Here is a 23,346-nt window from a genome sequence, read left to right as displayed (position 1 = left end):
GTGAACCCGTATTTCAAAAATATCGTACTAGAATCTACCGGCGCTAAAAGTTTAACGCCTATTGAAGTCATACAAACACTCTGGAGTGGTTACGGAGAAATTGTGCGGGTCGCTCTTACTGGCACAGAAACAGAGTCCGCCGTACTGAAATATATTGTATTGCCTGAAAAGGCCGTACACCCCAGAGGCTGGAATACAAATAACTCTCATGAGCGCAAAATCAAATCCTATGATGTTGAAATGCACTGGTACAGAAACTGGAGCAAGCGCTGTCACTCGTCATGTAGAGTCGCTCAATGTTATGCGGCCACTTCAAAGAACCATGAACATATCATCGTACTAGAGGATCTGGACGCTGCAGGCTTTACTGCACGAAAAACTCGTTTAAACAAAGAAGAGACAAAAGTCTGCCTGAAATGGCTCGCCAATTTTCACGCTACTTTTTTAGGCGAAACCCCAGATGGACTTTGGAAAACAGGCACTTATTGGCATCTTGAAACTCGACCCGATGAACTTTCTGCAATGAAAAATGGCTCACTAAAAAAATCAGCCAAAATGATCGATGAATTATTAAATAAGTGCCGATACAAGACATTAGTTCACGGTGATGCCAAGGTGGCTAACTTCTGCTTCTCTGCAGATGGAAAGAACGTAGCCGCTGTAGATTTTCAATATACTGGCGGAGGGTGTGGTATGAAAGATGTTGTTTATTTCCTAGGAAGCTGCCTGAACGAAAACCAGTGTAAACAGTGGGAGTCTGAGCTATTGGAGTACTATTTTAAAGTGCTCAAGGCCGCATTATACACGACCCAAAAAGAGGTCAATTGGCATGAATTAAAATCAGAATGGCTGGCACTCTTTCCAGTGGCATGGACAGACTTTTACCGCTTTCTTTGCGGCTGGATGCCAACACACAGTAAAATCAATACATACACACAACAAATGGCCGAAAAATCACTCCATCAAATATCGAGAAATAACAACACATGAATAGTAAATTCACCCCCATACTCAACAACACCCATGTCCCTGAATTAACAGAGTTGCCTCCACTCAGCATGGACTGCAAAAGTATTACCGAAGATTTTCGGCGCTATTTTAACCATACGCTAGGAAGGGACAGACACTTCAAATACACACATTACCCTTACGATGCACTGGCTCTTACGTTACGTGATCGCCTCATGGAGCGCTGGAAACATACCCGTTATGCTCATGAAGAGGCTGATTGCAAACGTGCCCACTACATGTCATTAGAGTTTTTAATGGGCAGAGCTTTGGGTAACACCATGCTCAACCTCGACACCCATACCGCGTCCAGTCAGGCTTTGCACAGCTTAGGGCTTGACCTCGAAGAGATTGCCGAAGCTGAGCACGATGCAGGCCTTGGCAATGGTGGCCTGGGTCGTTTGGCGGCCTGTTTTCTTGATAGCTGCGCGACTTTAAATCTTCCTGTCATCGGCTACGGTATTCGCTATGAATATGGCATGTTCCGCCAAAAGCTTGAAAATGGCCATCAGATTGAAGAGCCTGACCATTGGCTGCGTGATGGCAGCTCATGGGAGCTCGAACGCCCTGAATACACTCAGCGCATCCAGTTTGGAGGCCGCAGTGAATATTACCGAGACGCTGACAACAAGATGCGGGTTCGCTGGGTTGATACTCATGATGTCTTCGCCGTTCCCTACGATGTTCCTATTCCAGGTTATCGTAATAATACAGTCAACACTCTGCGTCTCTGGAGCTCTACTGCAACGGATGAGTTTGATTTGGGTGAGTTCAATGCAGGAAGCTACCCTGAATCTGTTGCAGCAAAAAATCAGGCAGAGCATATCTCTATGGTGCTCTACCCCAATGATGCCAGCGAAAATGGCAAAGAACTCCGATTGCGCCAGCAGTACTTTCTCTCATCGGCCAGTTTGCAGGATGTCATGCGACGCTGGATCCGGGATCATGGTAAGGACTTCAGTCAAAATTTTACGGATAAAAACTGCTTCCAACTCAATGATACCCATCCAACCCTCGCCATTGCCGAACTCATGCGACTACTTATGGATGAATATAAACTTGACTGGGATGAAGCGTGGAGCATCACCAGTTCATCAATGGCCTATACGAATCACACACTTCTTCCAGAAGCACTGGAGAAGTGGCCCGTACGTCTGTTCCAGCAACTGCTACCCCGACTACTAGATATTATTTACGAAATCAACGCACGTTTTTTAGCCGAAGTGGCGACACAATGGCCCGGAGACACTGAACGCCAACGCCGTATGTCCATCATTGAAGAGGGTCCTGAACCACAAGTACGTATGGCCTATCTCGCCATCGTCGGCAGCTACTCAGTAAACGGTGTGGCAGAACTGCACTCCAAGCTGCTGCAAGAAGGACTATTCCGTGACTTTTACGATCTTTGGCCTGGAAAGTTCAATAACAAAACCAATGGTGTCACTCAAAGGCGCTGGATGGCCTGGTGCAATCCTGGTATGAGCGACCTGCTTAACGATACGATCGGTAAAAAGTGGATCACTGACCTTGCTCAAATCAGCAAACTAAAACCCTATGCCGATAAAGAAAGTTTTCGTAATCAGTGGCGGCAAATCAAACAAAACAATAAACAGCGATTAGTACAACTCGTTGAAAAAGAGTGTGGTGTCACATTCAAGACCAACGCAATGTTTGATGTTCAAGTCAAACGTATCCACGAATATAAGCGCCAACTATTAAATTTATTGCACATTATTCACCTGTACAAGCGCATCAAACAAGGCGATACAGCAAACTGGACACCCCGCTGCGTTCTTATTGGCGGTAAAGCAGCGCCAGGATACGCCATGGCAAAGCTTATCATCAAACTAACCAACAATATTGCCAACGTGGTCAACCATGACCCTGAGATTGGTGACCAACTAAAGGTGGCTTTTATACCGAATTATTGCGTTTCTGCCATGGAGATCATCTGCCCCGCGACAGACCTTTCTGAACAGATTTCCACGGCTGGAAAAGAGGCTTCAGGCACGGGCAACATGAAGTTCATGATGAATGGCGCAATCACCATTGGGACGCTGGATGGAGCCAATATTGAGATTCGTGAAGAGGTGGGCAATGACAACTTCTTTCTCTTTGGCCTCACCGCGTCTGAAGTTGAAGAAACACGCCATCATTACAACCCCAGCGCCATCATCAATGGTGACGAAGATTTCAAGCACGTCATGCAACTGCTGGAGTGCGGCCACTTCAACCAGTTTGAACCGGGCTTGTTTGATCCAATTATCCATGCCATCACCAGCCCTCATGACCCATGGTTGGTTGCGGCGGATTTCCGCAGCTTTATTGATGCACAAAAGTTAGCATCCGCAGCCTATCAAGATCAGGAACGCTGGACGCGTATGAGCATTCTCAACACCGCCAGCAGTGGAAAATTTTCCACAGATCGCACGATGAAAGAGTACAACGCTGATATCTGGAAATTGACCCCAATAGCGCCTCTTCCGATTAAATAAAAACTGCAGTCACAGCTCAAGTTGCACTATGAAACCCACTATTTCAGAGTGCAACTTGATCGTAACCGATTGAAATAAGTTTTAGTGATCGTGACCACCTTCACCATGTACATGTCTGTGTGCAATCTCTTCTTCACTGGCATCTCGCACGTTAACCACTTCAACGTCAAACTTTAATGTTTTTCCTGCAAATGGGTGGTTTGTATCAACGTCCAGATTTTTCAAGCCTACTTTAGAAACTACCACCTCGCGTGGCCCCTCATTTGTATTGAGTTGCACCACCATTCCAGGTTTGTATCTCACTTTCTTTTTCCCAGGATTCATCACATGTTTAATAGAAACACGTTGTATCGAATCATCTATTACGGAACCATAAGCCTTTTCAGGAGGAAGTATTGTAGTAAACTTGTCTCCAGACTGTTTGCCCGCCATCGCCTCTTCCAGCCCTGCTAACATCCCTTCATGCCCGTACAAATAAACCACAGCACTGCCTTCATAAGAGTCTTCAAGTACGCTCTCATCTCCCTCTTCTCTCAACCTATAATGAAAAGAAACCACTTTATTTACTTCAATAATCATAAATATATTCCAATCTGAATTCATATAATAAATGCATAACCGCTCATTGTGCATAAATACGATACTGTTTCAATAATAATTTGCATCACCAGCCAAAATCCTACCCCATCCATTCCACTAAAAATCCAGTGCCGATCATTGCAAATACACTTGGTTTTATGGTGGTGACTTTTTCATCATTCGTATTTGTAGTTAAGAGCTTTATCTTCTAAATCAAGCAAATATTTTTTATCACTCAAACCACTGGCATAGCCCGTTAATTGACCTGATTTACCGATCACTCGATGGCACGGCACAATGATTGAAATTGGGTTCAAGCCATTGGTTCGACCAATCGCCCTCACCGCTTTTGGATTCTTAACCATGTGTGCTTGCTCAGAGTAACTTCTCGTCTCACCATAAGGTATTTTAAGCAAGGCATTCCACACCGCCACTTGGAATGCTGTGCCTTCAAAATACAGTGGTAAATCAAAAATTATTCTCTGATGGGAAAAATATTCATCCAATTGCAGCTGTGTGCGCGATAAGACTTGATGTTCTTTCTCCACGACATCACTAAAACTACTTTTCAGCCGAGCCCAGTTGTTTCCATCAATTGCTAACACTCTCAAATTATCGCCATCTGTTGCGATATATATCGACCCTACAGGAGAGTTCAGTTTTTGATAGAACAGTGTCATACAGTTTCCTTAAAACAGAGAGTTAAACGATTGCTCTTCAACAATTTCATTGATTGTTTGCTCCAGGTTTCCCGCAATAAAGTGATGAATAAAATGCCCGGAACTGATGCGCCTCACCCCCAATTTTGTCAACGTACTGAAAGAGGGTAAATTTGGCATGCACAGAACATTAATGGGTAAAGAAGTTGATTGAACAACCTTGGCAATCTCCTTCTCATCAACAATACACGGTACAAAAACACCATCTGCGCCGCTCTCTTCATACCGTTTGATTCGCTCAAGCGTTTTTTCAAGTGGATGATCCAAACCCAAAATATAGGAGTCCGTGCGAACATTCAAAAAAATATTCATACCGTTTTTTAATAAATACGACTTCACTTTCAAAATCGTATCGCTAAAAATTTCAGCATCAAGAATTTCCCTTTTTTCGTACACTGCGGAATCTTCTATATTGATGCCTGCCACACCAATTTGGTGCAAAGTTTTGATATTTTCAATGATGTCATCAACATTTCGACTATATCCTCCTTCAATGTCAACGCTCAATGGAATATTGACTTTCGCATGGATTTTTTTCACCATCCACACCAAATCTTCAAAAGGCATATCTTCACCATCGTCATATCCTAATGATGCCGCAATAGCCGCACTTGAAGTGCCAACAGCTTTAAAGCCTAATTTTTGAAACAGCAATGCACTCTGAACATCCCAAACATTACCCAAATGAAAGGCTTTTTTTTGCTGGTGTAACACTTTAAATGGTTTCATGATAAGTTCCTTTAAAAATTAATAATAACAGAACGAATATTGAGCAATATAAGTGATACTCTCAATTACCTCGCAGGTAAAAAAATAGATCAATGGATAGAGAAAGTAGAAAAATATTGGATCAGTTTGGCCAACAACTGCGTTTCTGGCGGAAATCAAAAGGATTCAGTCAACTGGATTTGGCACTGGATGCAAATGTCAGCAGCAAACATATCAGTTTCCTTGAAACTGGGCGCAACAAACCCAGCCGAGAAATGGTTTTATTGCTAGCAAGCACTCTGGAACTGCCCTTGAGAAATCGCAATGAACTTCTTTTATCCGCAGGTTTTTCTGAAAATTACAGCCGCACACCCATCCACAAAAAAGAGATGGAAAATATTCAAAAAGTTCTGGCAATGATGCTTGAAAAACATGAACCTTATCCTGCCATCGTACTGGATTGGGGCTGGAATGTATTAATGGGAAACAGAGGTTACAACAACATGCTGGAGTCAGTGAAATCACTGCAAACTGACTTCTCCACCTCATCCAACATTGTCGAGTTAATATTTGACCCGAAAGGTTTAAAACCTTTCATAAGCAACTGGGAAGAGGTCGCAAGCACAGCGATTCAGCGCCTTCACCGTGAAATGATGGAGAATAAGAACAGGCATGAAAATTTATTGGCGCGTCTATTATCCTATTCCGACACACCTTCACATTGGCGAAACCTGAATTTCAAAAAAAGCCCCGAACCGATGATTTATGTGGAGCTCAAAATAGAAGATGCCTCCCTGAAACTACTCACGACATTATCATCTTTTGGAACGCCCATTGATGTTACCGCAGAAGAGATCGTGATTGAGCAATATTTTCCTGCCGATGAAGCAACAAAACAGTTTTTTGAAAGTAAACCATCTTAGGAACGAGCGCGAAATAAGTTACACTTTATTTTTTCCGTGTAAAAAAACCGATGAGCGACTCGATAGATAGGCCGCCAAAATGATCAGACCACCACCCACCCATTCACTAGGACTAACCACCTCTGCGGCAAGCAGTTGTGCTGAAATTGCCGCTGCGACTAACTCGAACAACAGGATCACTGCTGAGCGCTGAACCGGCATGTGAGTAACGCCATACTGCACCGCCAAGGTCATGCTGCTGATACCTAATATCCCCAGAAGCAAGGCCGCTGTCACGGGCTGCCAAGAGACTTCCGGCAGCGGCAATCCAATACTCAGAATCCAGATGGCAGCCAACAGGGTCGTCCCCCACCAACTCACCAACGTTTTGGTTCGCACCGAGACATCTTGCAATCTGCGAATCAAAACATTGCTTGCGGCGAAGGTCACTCCTGAACTGATCGCTAACCAGTCACTTTTTTCTTGCGGCCAGGGCGACCCCAACATGGGATCCCATAACATGATCAATGCACCAACCATGGCCAGAGCCAGGAGTGCCAATACACTGGCCGACAACCGTTCCCCTAAAAACAGCCAACTGAGCAGGGTTGCCCATAGCGGTGACAGGTAAAACAACAGAATCACCCGTACGACGTTGCCGTCCAGCAGTGCGAGGATAAATGCAATATTGGTCCAACCCACCAACACGGCCAGGGCGGCGAGTTTCCAAGGGTGGCGACGCCACTCGGCCCAGTGCCCCCGTGCCAGCACCATGCCCAACAGCAGAGCTGCAGAATAGATCGTCAAGCTGACCCATAAGCCACTTAGTCCCGCACCCTCTAGCAGACGTAGTGGATACCAGAGTACGCCCCACATGGTGGCTCCGTACAACAAACAGAGCACTGGCCATGAACCGGAAGAAGATTTAAAGAACATAGAGAGCTTGATACTTTCTCTTTCTAAAAGCCGAATGTTTCATCAATGAGCTTGCTGAGTACCTCAGGTTCATATAATTTATTAAGCACTCGCACCTTTTCGCCGTCTCCAGTGAAAAACACTGCGCTGGCCGATGAGGCGCCATAGGTACGCTCAAAACTCTGCCCAGCCGGTACTTTGGTGTCAGCAATAACAAACTCGACACGGTCTTCGTAATCCAAATGAACCTGATTAAAATTTTCCACCAACTCGTAACTGGCAGCATTATAAGAGTCGTAAACCATCACAATGACGGGTTTACCTTGACCAATGAGTGATAGATCGGTTTTGTAACTGGGCGGTAACAGCAACCAAACAGCCGTGATCATCCCAACAATAACAAACGGTATAATGATAAGTTTACGTTTCAAAGTACCCTCCTCCAAAGTGCTTTTAAAATTTTAATTATTAAGCTTTGTTTGTTCATATAACATGGCATCTTCGAGCTTGATGCCATATTTTTCCAAGCGGCTAAAATCAAGCTGAACATCAATATAATCTCCCCCAGAAATTTGCTCGGAAAGTACCGAGACAGTACCAGGAAAAGCGTTCAACAAGCCTTCGATTTTCTGACCTAACGCACTGAATACTTCAATATCATGTGTCAAACAGGGAAAGTGGCGGGATTGCTGATTTAAACAGTTCAAAAAAGTTACGACTAGTCGCCTCTGCAACTTCATCAACACTGATTCCACGAAGCTCGGCAATACATTCCGCAACATGCCGCACATAAGCAGGTTGATTCACTTTTCCACGAAAAGGAACAGGTGCCAGATAAGGTGCATCCGTTTCAATCAGCATGCGATCCAACGGAACCTGTTTTGCAACATCGCGCAACTCTTTTGCACTTTTAAAAGTCACGATACCTGAAAATGAGATATAAAAATTCATATCCATTGCTGCTTGAGCCGTCTCCCAATCCTCTACAAAACAGTGCATCACCCCCCCCACTTCAGAGGCACTCTCTTCGTGTAAAATTCGTAATGTATCTTCCCGTGCATCTCGACAGTGAATAATTAATGGTTTGTTACACTGTTTTGCTGCTGTAATATGCCGTCGAAAACGTGCCTGCTGCTCACCAGTATCCTCTGGCTCTGAACGAAAATAGTCCAGACCTGTTTCACCAATAGCAATGACTTTTGGAGTATAGGCTAATTCACACAACTCTTGGACAGACGGCTCATCAATATCACGCACATTCGGATGAACACCCACACTGGCAAAGACGTTATCAAACTGCTCCGAAATATTAAGTACATCAGGCAGTGATTGCATATCGACCGATACACAAAGAATATGGCTGACACCTTGCTCTCCCGCTTCAGCGATGGCAGATGTTGCATCTGAGGTCTTCTTGAAATCGGCCAGTAAATTGAGGTGGCAATGGGAATCTACAAACAGTTGAGTCATTATTCTTCTTGGTTAAAATATAGCTTGTGAAGCTGAGCTTATCTTACACTCAACATTCATTCAAGGCACTGACACAACTAATAAATAATTTGAACCTCATTGTCACCTGCCAGTTTTTTTATGCGCTGAATGAACTCGTCAGTCGGACTCACCCGCCAATCAGCCCCTAACACCAAACGTGCTCGGGCATTTTCACTTTGGTAGTTAATATTGACAGGGCAGATGCCTTCTCTAAAAGGATCAAGTGTTTTTTCAAGAATCGGTAGAAAATCGCTCTTTTGCTTTGACGAATCAAACTCAACTTCGATGCGTTTGGCGTACATTTCACGCGCCTGAGCAATGTTGTAGATTTTTTCAGCGCTCATTTTAAATCCACCGGAATAATCATCCACACTGATTGAACCACTGACAACGATCAATTGGTCTTTAATAATCAACTCACCATAATGGCTATACGCTTCAGGGAAAACGGCGAGTTCAAAACGGCTTGTGCGGTCATCCAGAATAATGAACGCCATACGGTCGCCTTTGCGGCTATTTCTTGTACGAATATCGACCACCAATCCAGCAATCGTCACGTTTTGGTCGCGGTTTGGTTGTAATTTATTTAACCTTGATGAGATAAACTGTTTCAACTCACTCTCATAACGATCAATGGGATGACCCGTCAGATAAAGCCCTAACGTCTCTTTTTCACCCGTCAGTCGAATTTCATCACTCCACTCTGCCTGAGCAATATAATATTCATCACTGTAGCTTGAATCACCCTCATCTTTCACCGCACTGCCAAACAGATCCGTTTGACCCGTGTCACTATTTTTCTGAGTTTGCTCGGCTAACTTAATTGCCTTGATCAATGTCGCCATGAGTGTTGAACGACCGGCACCCAATTGATCCAGTGCTCCCGAACGCACCAAAGTATCCAGAACCCGGCGATTCGCTTTGCGCAAATCAATACGCTGGCAAAAGTCGAATAGACTTTTATAGATGCCTTCTTTGTTTCGGCTATCAACAATGCTTTCAATAGCGGCTGCCCCTACGCCCTTTATAGCTCCTAAGCCATAAATGATTGAATCATTATCGGGAACGGCAAATGCATACTTACAAAGATTAACATCCGGCGGTAACACATTGATTTTCATGGCTTGACACTCATCCACCAGCATCACAACCTTATCCGTATTATCCATATCCGCTGACAACACGGCCGCCATAAACTGTGCAGGATAGTGTGTTTTTAACCAAGCTGTTTGGTAGGAAACCAAAGCATACGCCGCAGAGTGTGATTTATTAAAGCCATAACCGGCAAACTTTTCCATCAAATCAAAGATGTAGGTGGCCGTCTCTTCTTTGACACTGTTTTTTACCGCGCCCTCAGTAAATATCACGCGCTGCTTTGCCATTTCAGCAGGGTTTTTCTTGCCCATGGCTCGGCGTAACAGATCTGCCGCACCCAGTGAAAACTTAGCAAGCACCTGAGCAATCTGCATCACTTGCTCTTGATAAAGAATCACTCCATAAGTGGGACTTAAAACAGGCTCTAGATCAGGGTGCGGAAATTCAACTTTTGCACGGCCATGTTTACGATTAATAAAATCGTCCACCATGCCCGATTGCAATGGCCCCGGCCTGAACAGTGCAACCAAAGCGATGATCTCTTCAAAACAGTCCGGCTGCAGTCGTTTGATCAAATCTTTCATTCCGCGTGACTCAAGCTGAAAAACAGCCGTCGTCGCACAGTTTTTTAATAAAACAAAGGTCTCTTTATCATCCAAAGGAATTTGAGTGATATCCAAAATATCCTCACCCTTCTCGGATTTTTGTCTGTTTATTGTTTTTAACGCCCAATCAATAATGGTGAGTGTTCGCAGCCCTAAAAAGTCAAACTTAACCAAACCCACGGCTTCAACATCATTTTTATCAAACTGGGTGACTGTGCCCGAAGCGCCCTCCTCACAATAAAGAGGTGTAAAGTCAGTCAGCGCGGAAGGTGATATCACCACGCCTCCCGCATGTTTACCGGCATTACGGGTCACGCCTTCCAGAGAGAGTGCTAAATCAAATAGTGTTTTAACTTCATCCTCTTCGTCATAACGTCTTTTGAGCTCTTCTTCTTGCTCCAGCGCGCCTGTCAACGTGATACCCAATTCAAAAGGAATCAGTTTGGCCAGTTTATCCACCAAACCATAGGGATATCCCAATACACGCCCCACATCTCGCACCACCGCTTTAGCCGCCATCGTGCCATAAGTTATGATTTGTGAAACGCGATCACGACCATAAGTCTGTGCAACATACTCAATCACCCGATCCCGCCCTTCCATACAGAAGTCGATATCAAAATCGGGCATGGAAACACGTTCTGGATTCAAGAAACGTTCAAACAGAAGCTCATATTCAATGGGGTCGAGATCTGTGATTTTAAGCGCATACGCAACAATCGAACCTGCACCAGAACCACGCCCCGGCCCCACGGGAATATCTTGATCTTTCGCCCATTGGATAAAATCGGCCACAATCAAAAAATAACCTGGAAAGCCCATCTTAATGATGACATCAAGCTCAATTTTCAGGCGTTCATGATAAATTTTATGTTTTTCCTGGAAGTCTGGCGCTTGCTGACCAAACAGTAACTCTAAACGTTCATCCAGGCCTTTAGCTGAGATGTCACGAAAATGCTCATCGACGCTCACTCCTTCTGGCACAGGAAAATCAGGCAGTACATTTTTCCCAAGGGTTAATTCGATATTGCAACGCTTTGCAATTTCCACCGTATTTTCCAGCGCTTCAGGAATGTCCGAAAATAGCTCGACCATCTCTTCAGGGGTACGCAGGTATTGTTGTTCACTGTAGTCACGCGGACGGCGCGGATCATCTAGCACTCGTCCTTGATTGATACAGACACGCGCTTCATGTGCATCAAATTCATCCGATTTAATAAAACGTACATCATTGGTCGCCACCACAGGCATTTGAGCTTTGATCGCCAAATCAACAGCCGCATGAATATATTCATCTTCACGCTCCCGCCCCGTACGTTGCAGTTCCAGATAAAACCGATCGGGAAACAGTTCGCACCATTGGTTCAGTAAAGCGGCAGCTTCATCTTGCCTTTTAGCAAGCAATGCCACACCAACATTACCTTCACGCCCTCCTGAAAGCGCGATCAAACCTTCTGTTGCACCGTTTAACCACGATTTTTGAATGATTGGAACACCTTGATGCTGCCCTTCAATATAGCCACGAGAAATTAAACGCGTCAGATTCAGATAACCTTCACGATTTTGAACTAATAACACCAGACGTGATACCGGATCACTGGGGGAGTCACCACTGACCCACAGGTCAACCCCGACAATAGGTTTGATTCCCGCAGCCATTGCAGCGCGATAAAATTTAACCAGACCAAACAGATTATTTTGGTCTGTCACCGCCACCGCTGGCATTCCTGCGGCCGCTATTTTTTTTACCAGCGGTTTGATACGGACAATACCGTCAACCAGAGAAAACTCGGTGTGTACTCTTAAATGGATAAATTTTACAGACATAATTTATATTATAAACACTTACGTACAGGTGCAAAACTACGCCGATGAACCGGTGTAACTCCCAGCGTTTGTAACGCTGCGATATGTGCCTTGGTAGGATACCCTTTATGACCCGCCAACCCATAACCAGGATATTTTTGATCCATCTCAATCATCTCATGATCCCGAGCCACTTTAGCGATAATAGATGCGGCGCTGATTTCAGCCACACGTTGGTCGCCTTTCACTACAGCGATTGATTGACAAGGCAAATCGACGGGGCAACGGTTGCCATCAATCAGAGCAATATCAGGCATTACATTCAAAGCGTAGACCGCTCGGCTCATCGCTAACAAGCTTGCATGAAGAATATTGATCTCATCAATCTCTTCAACTTCAGCCCGACCCAAAGCCCAACTTAATGCTTTTTCTCTGATTTCCAAAAAGAGCACTTCACGTCGTTTCTCACTGAGTTTTTTTGAATCAGCCAAACCTTCAATGGGACTGTTTTGATCAAGAATGACCGCCGCTGCAACAACCGCACCCGCCAAAGGCCCCCGACCCACTTCATCGACACCGACGATCACTTTCCCGCTTTCCAGAATTTTTAGTAGTGGATCAGACATTAATCAAAAACCCCATATTATTTACACCTTTTCGCCAAGCGCCAATGAATGAAAAATACAACACCAGAAACAAGTAAAATAATCAGCATCTGAATCAAACTACGCTTGGCATCATTTTGCTCGTACTTCAATGCTCGCTCTACTCTCTGCTGCTTCTTTTTTTCAAGTTCTTGTGCTGAAATTCCAGGCACTGTTGGGGGCGCTGAAAACAGTTGTTCTCCCCATTTAGCCTCTGGTGGGAGTGGCGGTGGCAACATATGTGGAGGAGTCGATTTAGAGTGACCAGAGTCAACATTGACAGCTTCAGTAGTGACCGAACTACGGCCATGCATTACCATTGGATAGGGTGCTGAAAAAGGACCTTCCAGCTTATATGAGTCAATGGTTATCTCTGGGTATGCAATCTGGGCGAGATCATAAACAATAACCCCAGATGATATGGATATACAAATCATTGAAGCAAAACAGACCGCCAGCGCATAGGTTTCCATCAGTGTTTTTTTCATTTTTTTGAACGCCTTTTATTGAATTTTCGACCCACGGCAACCTTACCATGTGTATGTTGCGTACGTGCTGGCCTGGATTTTTCTGTCCCTTTCCCATAAAAAGTTCTTTTAGTTTTTTGACCACTCCCATCCGGCTGCCAACTTGGAATCAAATGGCGCTTGCCATTTCCAATCAGGTCAGACCGCCCCATATTTTTAAGTGCTTCCCGCAGCATGGGCCAGTTGTTTGAGTCGTGATAACGAAGAAATGCTTTATGCAATCGCCGTGCTATGTCACCCTTTGCTGTAGAAACCGTTTCACTGCGATAGTTCACTCGTTTCAGAGGGTTTCGCTCTGAATAGTACATGGCAGAAGCCACCGCCATCGGTGAAGGCAAAAAGTTTTGAACCTGATCCAGCCTAAAATTGTTTTTCTTCAACCAAAGTGCCAAGTGCAGCATGTCTTTGTCTGTTGACCCTGGGTGTGAGGCAATAAAATAGGGAATCAAATATTGCTCTTTATTGGCCTCTTTTGAATATTTTTCGAACATTTTTTTAAAACGTTCGTAAGTGCCAATACCTGGTTTCATCATCTTACTGAGCGGCCCTTCTTCCGTATGCTCAGGTGCAATTTTGAGATACCCGCCCACATGATGTGTCACTAATTCTTTAACATATTCCGGTGACTCCACCGCTAAATCATAACGCAGCCCAGACGCAATAAAGACTCGTTTAATACCCCGTAACTTGCGTGCTTTTTTATAGAGTTGAATCAACGGCGCATGATCTGTTTTCAAATTGGAACAGATACCCGGATAAACACAAGAGAGTTTACGGCACGCAGATTCAATTTTTGGGGACTCACAATGCAAACGATACATATTGGCCGTCGGGCCACCAAGGTCTGAAATATTGCCAGTAAAACCCGGTGTATGATCTCGAATATTTTCAATCTCATTCAGAATCGATTTTTCGGAACGATTTTGAATAATTCGTCCTTCATGTTCAGTAATCGAGCAAAACGTACATCCGCCAAAACAGCCACGCATAATATTGACTGAAAAACGTATCATCTCATACGCAGGAATATGTGCCTTTTGATAACGTTCATGAGCCACTCGCGTATAGGGCAGCTCAAAAACAGCATCAAGATCTTCGGTTGTTAACGGGATGGGCGGTGGATTCAGCCACACATCACGTGGCCCGTGGCTTTGGATTAAAGCCCGAGCATTTCCTGGGTTTGTTTCCAAATGAAAAATTCGTGAGGTATGCGCGTAAAGGATCTTGTTATTTTTGACTTTTTCATACGATGGCAAACGTATCACTGATTGAGCGCGCTGTTTGATACGGCGTTCAAATTGAATTTCTTTGGAAGGTTTTTCCTTCTTTTCAGCACAGGCCGCCCCACCCTCTTCATTCATGGCATAAGGATCGCGATGAGACTCTATTCGCCCAGGTGTATCAACATCCGTTGAATCAATTTCCAGCCAATCATCAGGAATGCCTCTGCACATAAACGCTGTGCCACGTATATCGGTAAGACTATTCACCGCTTCCCCAGCCGCCAGACGATGCGCAATTTCAACGACTTGCCGCTCACCATTACCAAACACCAACAGATCCGCTTTTGAATCGGGCAAAATAGAACGCCGTACTTGGTCTGACCAGTAATCATAATGAGCTAATCGCCGTAAACTGGCTTCAATACCACCAATAATGATGGGCACACCTTTGAATGCTTCCCGGCAACGCTGAGCATAAACAGCCACAGAACGATCTGGCCGCTTTCCGCCTTCTGCATTAGGGGAATAGGCATCATCAGATCGAAGGCGGCGATCAGAGGTATAACGATTCACCATCGAATCCATATTGCCTGCAGTCACGCCCCAAAATAGATTGGGCTTGCCAAGCACTTTAAATGCTTTTGCGCTTTTCCAGTCTGGCTGCGAGATAATCCCGACCCGAAAACCTTGCGCTTCCAGTAAACGACCAATAAGAGCCATACCAAAGCTTGGGTGATCTACATACGCGTCCCCCGTCACCAAAATCACATCACAACTGTCCCAGCCTAGAACATCCATTTCTTGACGAGACATCGGTAACACGGGCGCAGCGCCAAAGCGTTTAGCCCAATAGGGGCGGTAAGAGAAAATAGAGGGGGCTAATTGCATAATGTTATAAATGATTTTCTTCGTAGATTATTTCATTTGGCAAAGATTATATGAGATTCCAAGTATTTTAATCATATCAAGTCTCATTGAAACATACCGGCTAAAGTAAAATTTCAACAGCAACTTCGTCACTTCTCCCCCTGTTCATCCACCACGAGGATCACATAATGCCCAGACTTATTAAAAATATTTGACTGGTTCGCTATCAAGGTCAAACAGCTTGGAAAAACGCTGTTTGACTTGCTCTAACTCTTGTCCATCCAGGAGCTCACCATTCACAGTAATTTTATATATTGACATTGTACGGCCTTCTTTATTTTCATTATTAAACTGACTGATTGTGTCGGGCTTTACGCGGTGAAAATCGACATCCACCGTGTTATCAACTTTTTTGTTGGTATTAATGATAGCGCGCTTAAGCATGATGGGAAGAATTTGACACTTTTAGAGGCTGTAAATCCTGTTACAGCTCTGTTAATAATTTATGAACCGGAAGATGTTCGACCCCTTCGCTATTGATAAAATCTTTTTTACCTTTCAAGTGAACAATGGTCGCTCTGGTATCTGGAAATTTTGATTTCAAATAACTGAGCCCTTTTGTTATCGAAGAATCTGAAAGTTTGGCCTCAATAAAATGGATGGGACGACCATTTTCAGTAATAACAAAATCAACTTCTCGGCCATATTTGTCTCTGTAGTATCTTAGATCAACATCTCGGCCATTGATGTCCTGTTCATAATAGATCCATTTTAGCAGATGAACTGCGATAAAATTTTCAAAGCGATTACCTTCATCATGCACCGCATTCCAATCATAGAGAAAAACTTTTTGTAGTTTTTTTAGTGCCTTTATTTGTGGCGACCCAAACGGAGAGAGCCGGAATATTGCATAGAGCCGCTCAAGGGCATCAACCCATTTTCCAAGTGTTTTGTTGGATACCTGTATATTTTCAGCAAGAGAGTTGATCGAAAGTGTTCCACCCGCCAAGTCTGGAAGACGGTTATACATGATCTCAATTGTTGCCAGATCATTGAATTGCTCATTGGAAGATATCTCCTCTCTGACGACTCTTTGACGATAAAATCGTGACCATCTATTTGCATTTGATTTGCTCCCTTTTAAAAAAGGCTCAGGAAACCCTGACAGATGATAGAGGTATTGAGCATCTTTTTGCGTAGACATTTTAAGCTCAGAAAAGGTCAAAGGCATTAATCTTAAAAAATAGTAGCGACCTTGAAGGCTATCGCCCCCTTTTCTGAGAATATCCAGCTGAGCACTTCCTGTGACAAGAATTTTTTGTGACGTTCCCGTTTTATCGTAGATACCTTTTAGATAATTTCGCCACTTTAAATATTTATGTACCTCATCGAAAATCCACAGTGGTGCTTTTTTGAACTCCTTATCCAGAATCCTTGTTCTATCCTCGTCTATATCCCAGTTCATATAGTCGGATGTTTTATAGAGTGACTTTGCCAATGTTGTTTTTCCAACTTGCCGAGGGCCGGCAAGCAAAATCATCTTGTAATCATTCAAGTCAGCGTAAATTTGTTTTTTTAACAGGCGCTCCATAACTGCATTATGGCCTATTTAGGATAGGTGTAAAAAAATAGCCGTTCTTTTTGGGATAAGTGTAGAAAAAAGTACATTCACCCTGGCTTCACTCAACAAAACCGATTATTCATTACTATTTATAACCCCTTAATTAGCTGCATATTTTTTTAAGCTCTTTACCATACTGGCCGATGTTTCTATTCAAATACAAAAGCTACGCCTTTTATTTAACAAAATAAATTATAAGACAATCTAATTATGAATACTTTTCTATCACCTGCCACCGCCCTTTTTGATAAATTCAAATTTGCTACCAAGTTTGCGATTATCATCTCTATCTCAATGTTATCAATGCTTTTTTTTGCTGTTATCGTATTAAATAGTGTCAGTGAAAAGGTCAGCAGCAGTGAGCTTCAAGCAGAAGGGCTGAGTTATTTGCTGCCACTGAAACATCTTGGTGAGCATGTGGCTCAGCATCGCGGCATGACCAACGCCTACCTTAATGGTGACAAAAATTTTAAAGATAAAATCATGGCTAAGCGCCAGCAGGTTAACCAAGATTACACAGAGCTGTTAGCACTGGATAAAATCCTGGCCAAAAAATTTGGCTTAAGTGATCAAGTGACCCAATTAGAACAGCGCTGGAAAACCTTAAGCAAAGAATCTTTTTCAATGCAAGCCAAGGCCAGTTTTACAGCCCATAGCATGTTGATCAAGGATATTTTAACCCACATGAAAACCGTCGCTGATGCCACCAACCTCAGCACTGAATCAGCGTTAGATCTGCACTATATTAATATTTCCCTGATTGACTACCTTCCTGTGTTAGTAGAAACACTGGGTAAAACCCGTGGGTTTGGTGCGGGACGAGCAGCAGAAAAATCCATGAATGATGCACAACGTTTGCATATTACCTCTTTGCTGAGCAATATAGAATCTATCAACGAGCACCTTGCGACTGGTCTATATATCGCCTTTGATGGCCACCCTGTTATTAAAGAAAATCTGGCCAGCCTATTGGCAGAGGTTGAAAAAAACAATCAAACCTTTATTGAATTAAGTATTAAAGAGTTAGTTAGCACGCCAAACATTAATATCGACTCAAAACAGTATTTTTCAGAAGGCAGTAAAACAATTGCAAGTAACCTAGCACTTTATGGTGAAATGAGTCAGGTCGCTGCCCAACTTCTGAATGAACGCAAACAAGCCGCAAAGAACCAGAAGCTATCGGTTGTTATAGGGCTTACTACAGCCTTCTTTGTATTACTTTATCTGTTCGCAGCTCTTTTTATCTCTATCAGAAACAACATTGCACAGATCAGTCGCTGCGTCTCTAAACTGGCTGAGGGTGATTTTCAAAAGCTTCCCGAGTTTAACTCACATGATGAGTTAGCAGAAATTGGCAACTCACTCAATTATTTGCGAATACGTGTGGCGAAACGTGTGTCAGGAGTTTTACAATCATCAAGCTTGCTTGTTGGACAGTCTGAAAAAATGATGAAGGTTAGCAAAGAAGAGCGTCAGAAAATAGAGATGCAAAAAGGTGAAATCATAGGGGTATCCAATGCAGTTTCGCAAATGAATATAGCCATTCAGGACGTAGCCACCACTACAAGTAAAGCGGCCGAAACGGCACAAAAAGCAAACCAGTCAGCCAATGAAGGCACTAAAACGGTTCAGCTGATGATTACTGATATTGAATCATTAAATAAAGAGGTTGATGAAGCCAGCCATGTTATTGAACAGCTTGAGCAAGGCAGCAACGACATCAGTAAAATTTTGGAAGTCATCCGAAATATTTCAGAGCAAACCAACCTGCTTGCTCTTAATGCCGCTATTGAAGCTGCACGTGCGGGTGAGCAAGGGCGTGGCTTTGCCGTTGTTGCCGATGAAGTTCGCATTCTGGCCCGACGTACCCAGGATGCGACACTTGAAATTCAAAGCATGATTGACCAATTGCAAAGTGGCTCTCGTTCGGCAACAGCGGTGATGCTTAAAAGTAGCCAAAGTGCCAAAGAAACACTTCAGCAAGCCACCAATACCAGCGAAATGTTTTCTAAAATTGCAGACAATATCCAACATATCAATGATGTAACAAGGCAAATTGCCAGCACCACTGAAGAGCAATCAGCCATGGCTAATGAAATTGACAATAACGTTGCAACCATTACCCAATACGCCAATGAAACCGCCTCAATTGGCTTCCAGTCCTTTCTTGCTAACAACAAAGTGGCTTCACTATCGATGGAAGTAAGAACCCTGCTGAATAGTTTTGTGATTAATGAAGCAGAAATTAGCCACTCTAAATCGACAGATGTCGAGCCTCTATTTGTCTGGGGCGATCAGTATTGCATTGGCGTCACAGAAGTTGATCGCCAGCATCAAATATTGGTACATCTTATCAATGATTTGAATCAAGGAATTGCCGAAAAACATAGTATGGATTCCATCCAGAAAGCACTTGATTCTCTTGTGCAATATACCATTAGCCACTTTGCCTTTGAGGAAGAGTTGTTTGCTCACTCTGAGTACCCTGATGTTGAAGCACATAAACAGTCCCATAAAAAACTGGTTGGCCAAGTCATTGGCTTTGTTGATCGGGTCAAGGCCGGCGATCACAGCGAGCAGTTATTTAATGAGCTGCTTACTTTCCTTAAAGAGTGGTTAATTCACCATATTCAAGGGACAGATAAAAAATATGTTCACCATTTTAAGCAACATGGGCTTATGTAGGCTCTGGCTTCAGTATCTCGCAACTATTGATCGGTATTTTGAGATCCGAAATATTGTGGCTGCCCCGTACTCTCTCGCACGCTGAACCACAGTTCACCATCTATGTTGATCTTACGGCTTTGATTTTCCAGAGTATGAAATGGAACATGGGTAAGCAAATCATACCAATGCCCAATCAGCATGCCTGTTTTCCCTGACATGGCTGCGTGCGTAGCTGCGCGAGCCAGACGGCTACAGTAAAGTTGATCGGATGAGTTAGGGCCTGTCGCACGAATCATATAGCTGGGATCAAAGTATTTCATTGATACTTGAATTCCGTAATTTGTCAGGTGTTGTTTGAGCTCTTTTTTAAGGAAGAGTCCAATATCGCCCAGCTTAATATTTCCTGATGCATCAGTTTCATTGATTGCACGGGATACAAAATTTTGCCCAGCACCTTCTGCAACAACAATAACAACATGATCTTTGACGCTTAGACGCTTTTCAATCAAGTCAAATAGACCACCATCACCCTTTAGGTTAAAAGGAAGTTCTGGAACCAAACAGATATTGGCATTACCCGATGCAATGCTTGCAGTTGCAGCAATAAAACCTGCATCACGCCCCATCAGCTTAACCAGGCCTATTCCATTCAGCATGCCTTTAGCCTCAATTTCTGCGGCATTAATCACATCGGCTGCTTTTTCAACGGCGGTTGAAAAACCAAAGGTGCGACGTACAAATGGAATATCATTATCAATAGTTTTGGGAATGCCAATGATTGAGATGGCTTTTTTACGTTGTTTGATCTCCTTCCATATGGATGTTCCGCCGCGCATGGTGCCATCGCCACCAATAATAAAAAGCATATTGATATCCAGCCGTTCCAGCGAATCAACAATTTCCTTGCTCAATGGTGTGCCTCGTGATGAACCAAGAATAGTCCCTCCTTGAGATTGAATGTTTGAAACAAAATCAGGTGTCAATACGATAGGTTCCATCGCCCCTTTCATCGCTAACCCCTGATAACCGTAACGAATACCCATGATATTCTGGCATTGGTATACATACCAAAGCTGCATCACTAATTCACGAATCACGGCGTTAAACCCAGGGCACAATCCTCCACATGTCACAATCGCAGCACGAACATGTTTCGACTGAAAAAAAAGTTTTTCACGAGGCCCGGCTAACTCAAATGTTTCGGTCTCAATATCTCTGATTTTTTCACATTGTGTTGCGATCAAGGGCAGGCGTTTATCATCCGTTTGATAAGAAATTTTTTGCTGCTTGCTAATAGGGTTAGGGTATTTACAGGAACCTAAATGGTCGATTGTAAAAGTTGTTTTTGACATTTTGATGACTCTAAATTCCGAATAAATGGTGAAATCTTGATAAGATAGTCAGTATTCCACACCCCCGACTCAATAATTATGACAGATTCAGCAACAATACCCACTCTGATAAATTCAATCGAAAAATTACGCAAAGAAATTCGTTATCACAACCATCGTTACTACGTGCTTGATGAACCCGAAATTTCAGATGCACACTATGATCGCCTGTTAGTTGAACTGGTTGCGCTAGAGCACTCCCACCCTGATTTGATTACAATCGATTCACCGACCATGCGTGTCGGAGCAGAGCCACTTTCAGCATTTGGGGAAGTCAAACATAGCGTTCCCATGCTTTCTCTCAGCAATGTTTTTTCTGATGAAGAGTTTCAGGACTTTAATCACCGCCTGTGTGAAACATTGGATGTTAAGGAAATTGATTACGTGGCAGAGCCTAAACTTGATGGCCTGGCCATCAGCTTGCTGTACGAAAAAGGGGTATTAATACGCGGTGCGACACGGGGTGATGGCATGACGGGTGAGAATGTCACACAAAATATTCGTACGATTCAATCCATACCACTTAAATTACAAGGGAAAAATTACCCTGAAACTTTAGAAGTGCGCGGTGAAGTTTTTATGCCTAAAGAGGGGTTTGAAAAGCTCAATGCCAAGCAACTTGAAAATGGCGATAAAGTTTTTGTCAATCCACGTAATGCGGCGGCGGGAAGTTTGCGTCAACTGGATTCAAAAATTACCGCAACAAGGCCTCTCTATTTTTATTGCTACGGTTGGGGCAGCGTTAATGGCCTGACGCTTCCCGAGCTTCATAGCGATATGATGAACCATTTATATCACTGGGGACTCCCAGTTCAACAGGAGATGGAAATCGTTAACGGTGTAAAAGGTTGCCATGATTATTATACTCAATTAGCCGAAAAACGTAATCAACTGCCTTACGAAATTGACGGAATCGTTTACAAGGTCAACAAACTTGATCAACAAGCAGATCTTGGTTTTGTTTCTCGTGCGCCACGCTGGGCAACGGCGCGTAAATTTCCACCGCAAGAGGAGATGACGCGTGTATTGGCCATCGACATTCAAGTTGGACGCACTGGCGCACTGACCCCCGTGGCGCGTTTGGAGCCCGTTTTTGTAGGAGGCGTTACGGTAACGAATGCAACGCTTCATAACGAAGATGAAATTCAGCGTAAAGATGTTCGTGTGGGAGATTATGTGATTGTGCGTCGTGCAGGCGATGTGATTCCTGAAGTGGCCGGGCCTGTTATTTCACAGCGCAATCACAGCAATAAACCTTTCAAAATGCCGTCACATTGTCCTGCTTGTGGTTCAGATGTTGAACGTGGTGAAGGTGAAACGGTATCCCGTTGCAGTGGAGGGCTTTATTGCCCTCAGCAGAGCATTGAAGCGATTAAACATTTTGCATCGCGTCGAGCAATGGATATTGAGGGATTAGGGGATAAGCTGGTTGAGCAACTGGTTGAAAGCAGGTTAATCAGTGATGTTTCTGGGCTATATACGCTAACAGTTCAGCAGCTATCCGAGTTAGAACGTATGGCAAAAAAATCGGCAGATAACTTGATTGCAGCATTGGAAAAAAGCAAAAGCACAACACTCCCTCGATTTTTATTTGCACTGGGTCTTCGTGGAGTGGGAGAAACAACGGCACGTAATCTAGCTCACTTTTATGGGTCACTGGAGAAAATCAGACATGCCTCAGAAGAGAAGTTACAAGAGGTCTCTGATATTGGCCCCATTGTCGCTGCACATATCGTCACTTTTTTTCATCAGTCTCACAATATGGAAGTCATTGATCGTTTGATTGAAGCCGGTGTCAATTGGCCTGATATTCAAGTGTCAAACAGCAATTACAAACCACTTACAGGAAAAACCTTCGTCGTCACAGGAACCTTGAATCGCTTCAGCCGACAGGAAGCGAAAGAGCTGCTTCAAGGGCTTGGAGCAAAAGTAAGCGGCAGTGTATCTAAAAAAACAGACTACCTGCTTGCTGGAGAAAAAGCAGGCTCAAAGCTCGGCAAAGCCGAGACACTGGGTGTAAAAATATTAGATGAAAATGGCTTTTTGAGCATCATACAGAAAGCTGAAACCGAATCTTGATTCT

Annotated in this window: 19 protein-coding genes and 1 pseudogene; 6 read left to right on the top strand and 14 right to left on the bottom strand. The window is 43.7% G+C overall.

Annotation, left to right across the window (positions count from 1 at the left end):
* Nucleotides 1-990 (top strand): ecdysteroid 22-kinase family protein, encoded by a 990-nt coding sequence (locus L3J70_10740; GenBank protein ID MCF6236828.1) that lies wholly within the window; start codon nucleotides 1-3, stop codon nucleotides 988-990.
* Nucleotides 987-3,503 (top strand): glycogen/starch/alpha-glucan phosphorylase, encoded by a 2,517-nt coding sequence (locus L3J70_10735; protein MCF6236827.1) that lies wholly within the window; start codon nucleotides 987-989, stop codon nucleotides 3,501-3,503. Before L3J70_10740 ends, L3J70_10735 begins: the two co-directional genes overlap by 4 nt.
* Nucleotides 3,504-3,584: 81 nt before the next feature.
* Here L3J70_10735 and L3J70_10730 read toward each other — a convergent pair whose 3' ends face one another.
* From L3J70_10730 to L3J70_10720, 3 genes are all read right to left on the bottom strand, one after another.
* Nucleotides 3,585-4,082: a peptidylprolyl isomerase gene (locus tag L3J70_10730; GenBank protein MCF6236826.1), complete on the bottom strand. Its 498-nt coding sequence runs from the start codon at nucleotides 4,080-4,082 to the stop codon at nucleotides 3,585-3,587.
* Nucleotides 4,083-4,258: 176 nt separating this feature from the next.
* Nucleotides 4,259-4,762, bottom strand: a complete 504-nt coding sequence (locus L3J70_10725; GenBank protein ID MCF6236825.1) for a methylated-DNA--[protein]-cysteine S-methyltransferase — start codon at nucleotides 4,760-4,762, stop codon at nucleotides 4,259-4,261.
* Nucleotides 4,763-4,771: 9 nt separating this feature from the next.
* Nucleotides 4,772-5,530, bottom strand: a complete 759-nt coding sequence (locus L3J70_10720) for an isocitrate lyase/phosphoenolpyruvate mutase family protein (GenBank protein ID MCF6236824.1) — start codon at nucleotides 5,528-5,530, stop codon at nucleotides 4,772-4,774.
* A gap of 92 nt (nucleotides 5,531-5,622) precedes the next feature.
* Between L3J70_10720 and L3J70_10715 the strand changes: the two genes are divergently transcribed.
* A complete protein-coding gene (locus L3J70_10715; GenBank protein ID MCF6236823.1) occupies nucleotides 5,623-6,432 on the top strand; it encodes a helix-turn-helix transcriptional regulator in 810 nt (269 codons plus the stop codon).
* Nucleotides 6,433-6,450: 18 nt separating this feature from the next.
* Here the strand turns inward: L3J70_10715 and L3J70_10710 are convergent, their stop codons facing one another.
* From L3J70_10710 to L3J70_10665, 10 genes are all read right to left on the bottom strand, one after another.
* Nucleotides 6,451-7,347, bottom strand: coding sequence for a DMT family transporter (locus L3J70_10710; GenBank protein ID MCF6236822.1), 897 nt, complete (start codon nucleotides 7,345-7,347; stop codon nucleotides 6,451-6,453).
* A gap of 23 nt (nucleotides 7,348-7,370) precedes the next feature.
* A complete protein-coding gene (locus tag L3J70_10705) occupies nucleotides 7,371-7,757 on the bottom strand; it encodes a hypothetical protein (GenBank protein ID MCF6236821.1) in 387 nt (128 codons plus the stop codon).
* 30 nt (nucleotides 7,758-7,787) lie between these two features.
* A complete protein-coding gene (locus L3J70_10700; GenBank protein ID MCF6236820.1) occupies nucleotides 7,788-7,994 on the bottom strand; it encodes a hypothetical protein in 207 nt (68 codons plus the stop codon).
* On the bottom strand, nucleotides 7,984-8,787 hold the full coding sequence (locus L3J70_10695; protein MCF6236819.1) for a TatD family hydrolase: 804 nt from the start codon (nucleotides 8,785-8,787) through the stop codon (nucleotides 7,984-7,986). Before L3J70_10695 ends, L3J70_10700 begins: the two co-directional genes overlap by 11 nt.
* Before the next feature lie 86 nt (nucleotides 8,788-8,873).
* Nucleotides 8,874-12,344, bottom strand: coding sequence for a DNA polymerase III subunit alpha (gene dnaE, locus L3J70_10690; protein MCF6236818.1), 3,471 nt, complete (start codon nucleotides 12,342-12,344; stop codon nucleotides 8,874-8,876).
* A gap of 8 nt (nucleotides 12,345-12,352) precedes the next feature.
* Complete coding sequence (rnhB, locus tag L3J70_10685; protein MCF6236817.1) at nucleotides 12,353-12,949, bottom strand: ribonuclease HII; 597 nt, start codon at nucleotides 12,947-12,949, stop codon at nucleotides 12,353-12,355.
* A gap of 17 nt (nucleotides 12,950-12,966) precedes the next feature.
* Complete coding sequence (locus tag L3J70_10680; protein MCF6236816.1) at nucleotides 12,967-13,455, bottom strand: hypothetical protein; 489 nt, start codon at nucleotides 13,453-13,455, stop codon at nucleotides 12,967-12,969.
* The gene (locus L3J70_10675) at nucleotides 13,452-15,605 is read right to left on the bottom strand and encodes a YgiQ family radical SAM protein (GenBank protein ID MCF6236815.1); all 2,154 of its coding nucleotides are present in this window, start codon (nucleotides 15,603-15,605) and stop codon (nucleotides 13,452-13,454) included. The genes L3J70_10680 and L3J70_10675 overlap by 4 nt, the downstream gene beginning before the upstream one ends.
* 180 nt (nucleotides 15,606-15,785) lie before the next feature.
* Nucleotides 15,786-16,028: a hypothetical protein gene (locus tag L3J70_10670; GenBank protein MCF6236814.1), complete on the bottom strand. Its 243-nt coding sequence runs from the start codon at nucleotides 16,026-16,028 to the stop codon at nucleotides 15,786-15,788.
* Nucleotides 16,029-16,068: 40 nt separating this feature from the next.
* On the bottom strand, nucleotides 16,069-17,175 hold the full coding sequence (locus L3J70_10665; GenBank protein ID MCF6236813.1) for an AAA family ATPase: 1,107 nt from the start codon (nucleotides 17,173-17,175) through the stop codon (nucleotides 16,069-16,071).
* Nucleotides 17,176-18,849: 1,674 nt separating this feature from the next.
* Here L3J70_10665 and L3J70_10660 point away from each other — a divergent pair.
* Both L3J70_10660 and L3J70_10655 read left to right on the top strand, forming a co-directional pair.
* A pseudogene (locus L3J70_10660) lies at nucleotides 18,850-19,272 on the top strand (methyl-accepting chemotaxis protein).
* Nucleotides 19,273-19,401: 129 nt separating this feature from the next.
* A complete protein-coding gene (locus L3J70_10655; protein ID MCF6236812.1) occupies nucleotides 19,402-19,890 on the top strand; it encodes a bacteriohemerythrin in 489 nt (162 codons plus the stop codon).
* A 23-nt stretch (nucleotides 19,891-19,913) separates the two neighbouring features.
* On the opposite strand, the gene L3J70_10650 is transcribed toward L3J70_10655, so the two are convergent.
* Entirely contained in the window at nucleotides 19,914-21,224 is a 1,311-nt protein-coding gene (locus tag L3J70_10650) for an ATP-dependent 6-phosphofructokinase (GenBank protein ID MCF6236811.1), read from the bottom strand.
* A 78-nt stretch (nucleotides 21,225-21,302) separates the two neighbouring features.
* Here L3J70_10650 and ligA point away from each other — a divergent pair, with 78 nt between their 5' ends.
* Nucleotides 21,303-23,342 (top strand): NAD-dependent DNA ligase LigA, encoded by a 2,040-nt coding sequence (ligA, locus tag L3J70_10645; protein MCF6236810.1) that lies wholly within the window; start codon nucleotides 21,303-21,305, stop codon nucleotides 23,340-23,342.
* Nucleotides 23,343-23,346 lie beyond the last annotated feature (4 nt).

This window comes from Gammaproteobacteria bacterium (assembly GCA_021648145.1).
Lineage (GTDB): Bacteria > Pseudomonadota > Gammaproteobacteria > JAADGQ01 > JAADGQ01 > S141-38.
This window is presented reverse-complemented; position numbering and strand designations above follow the sequence as displayed.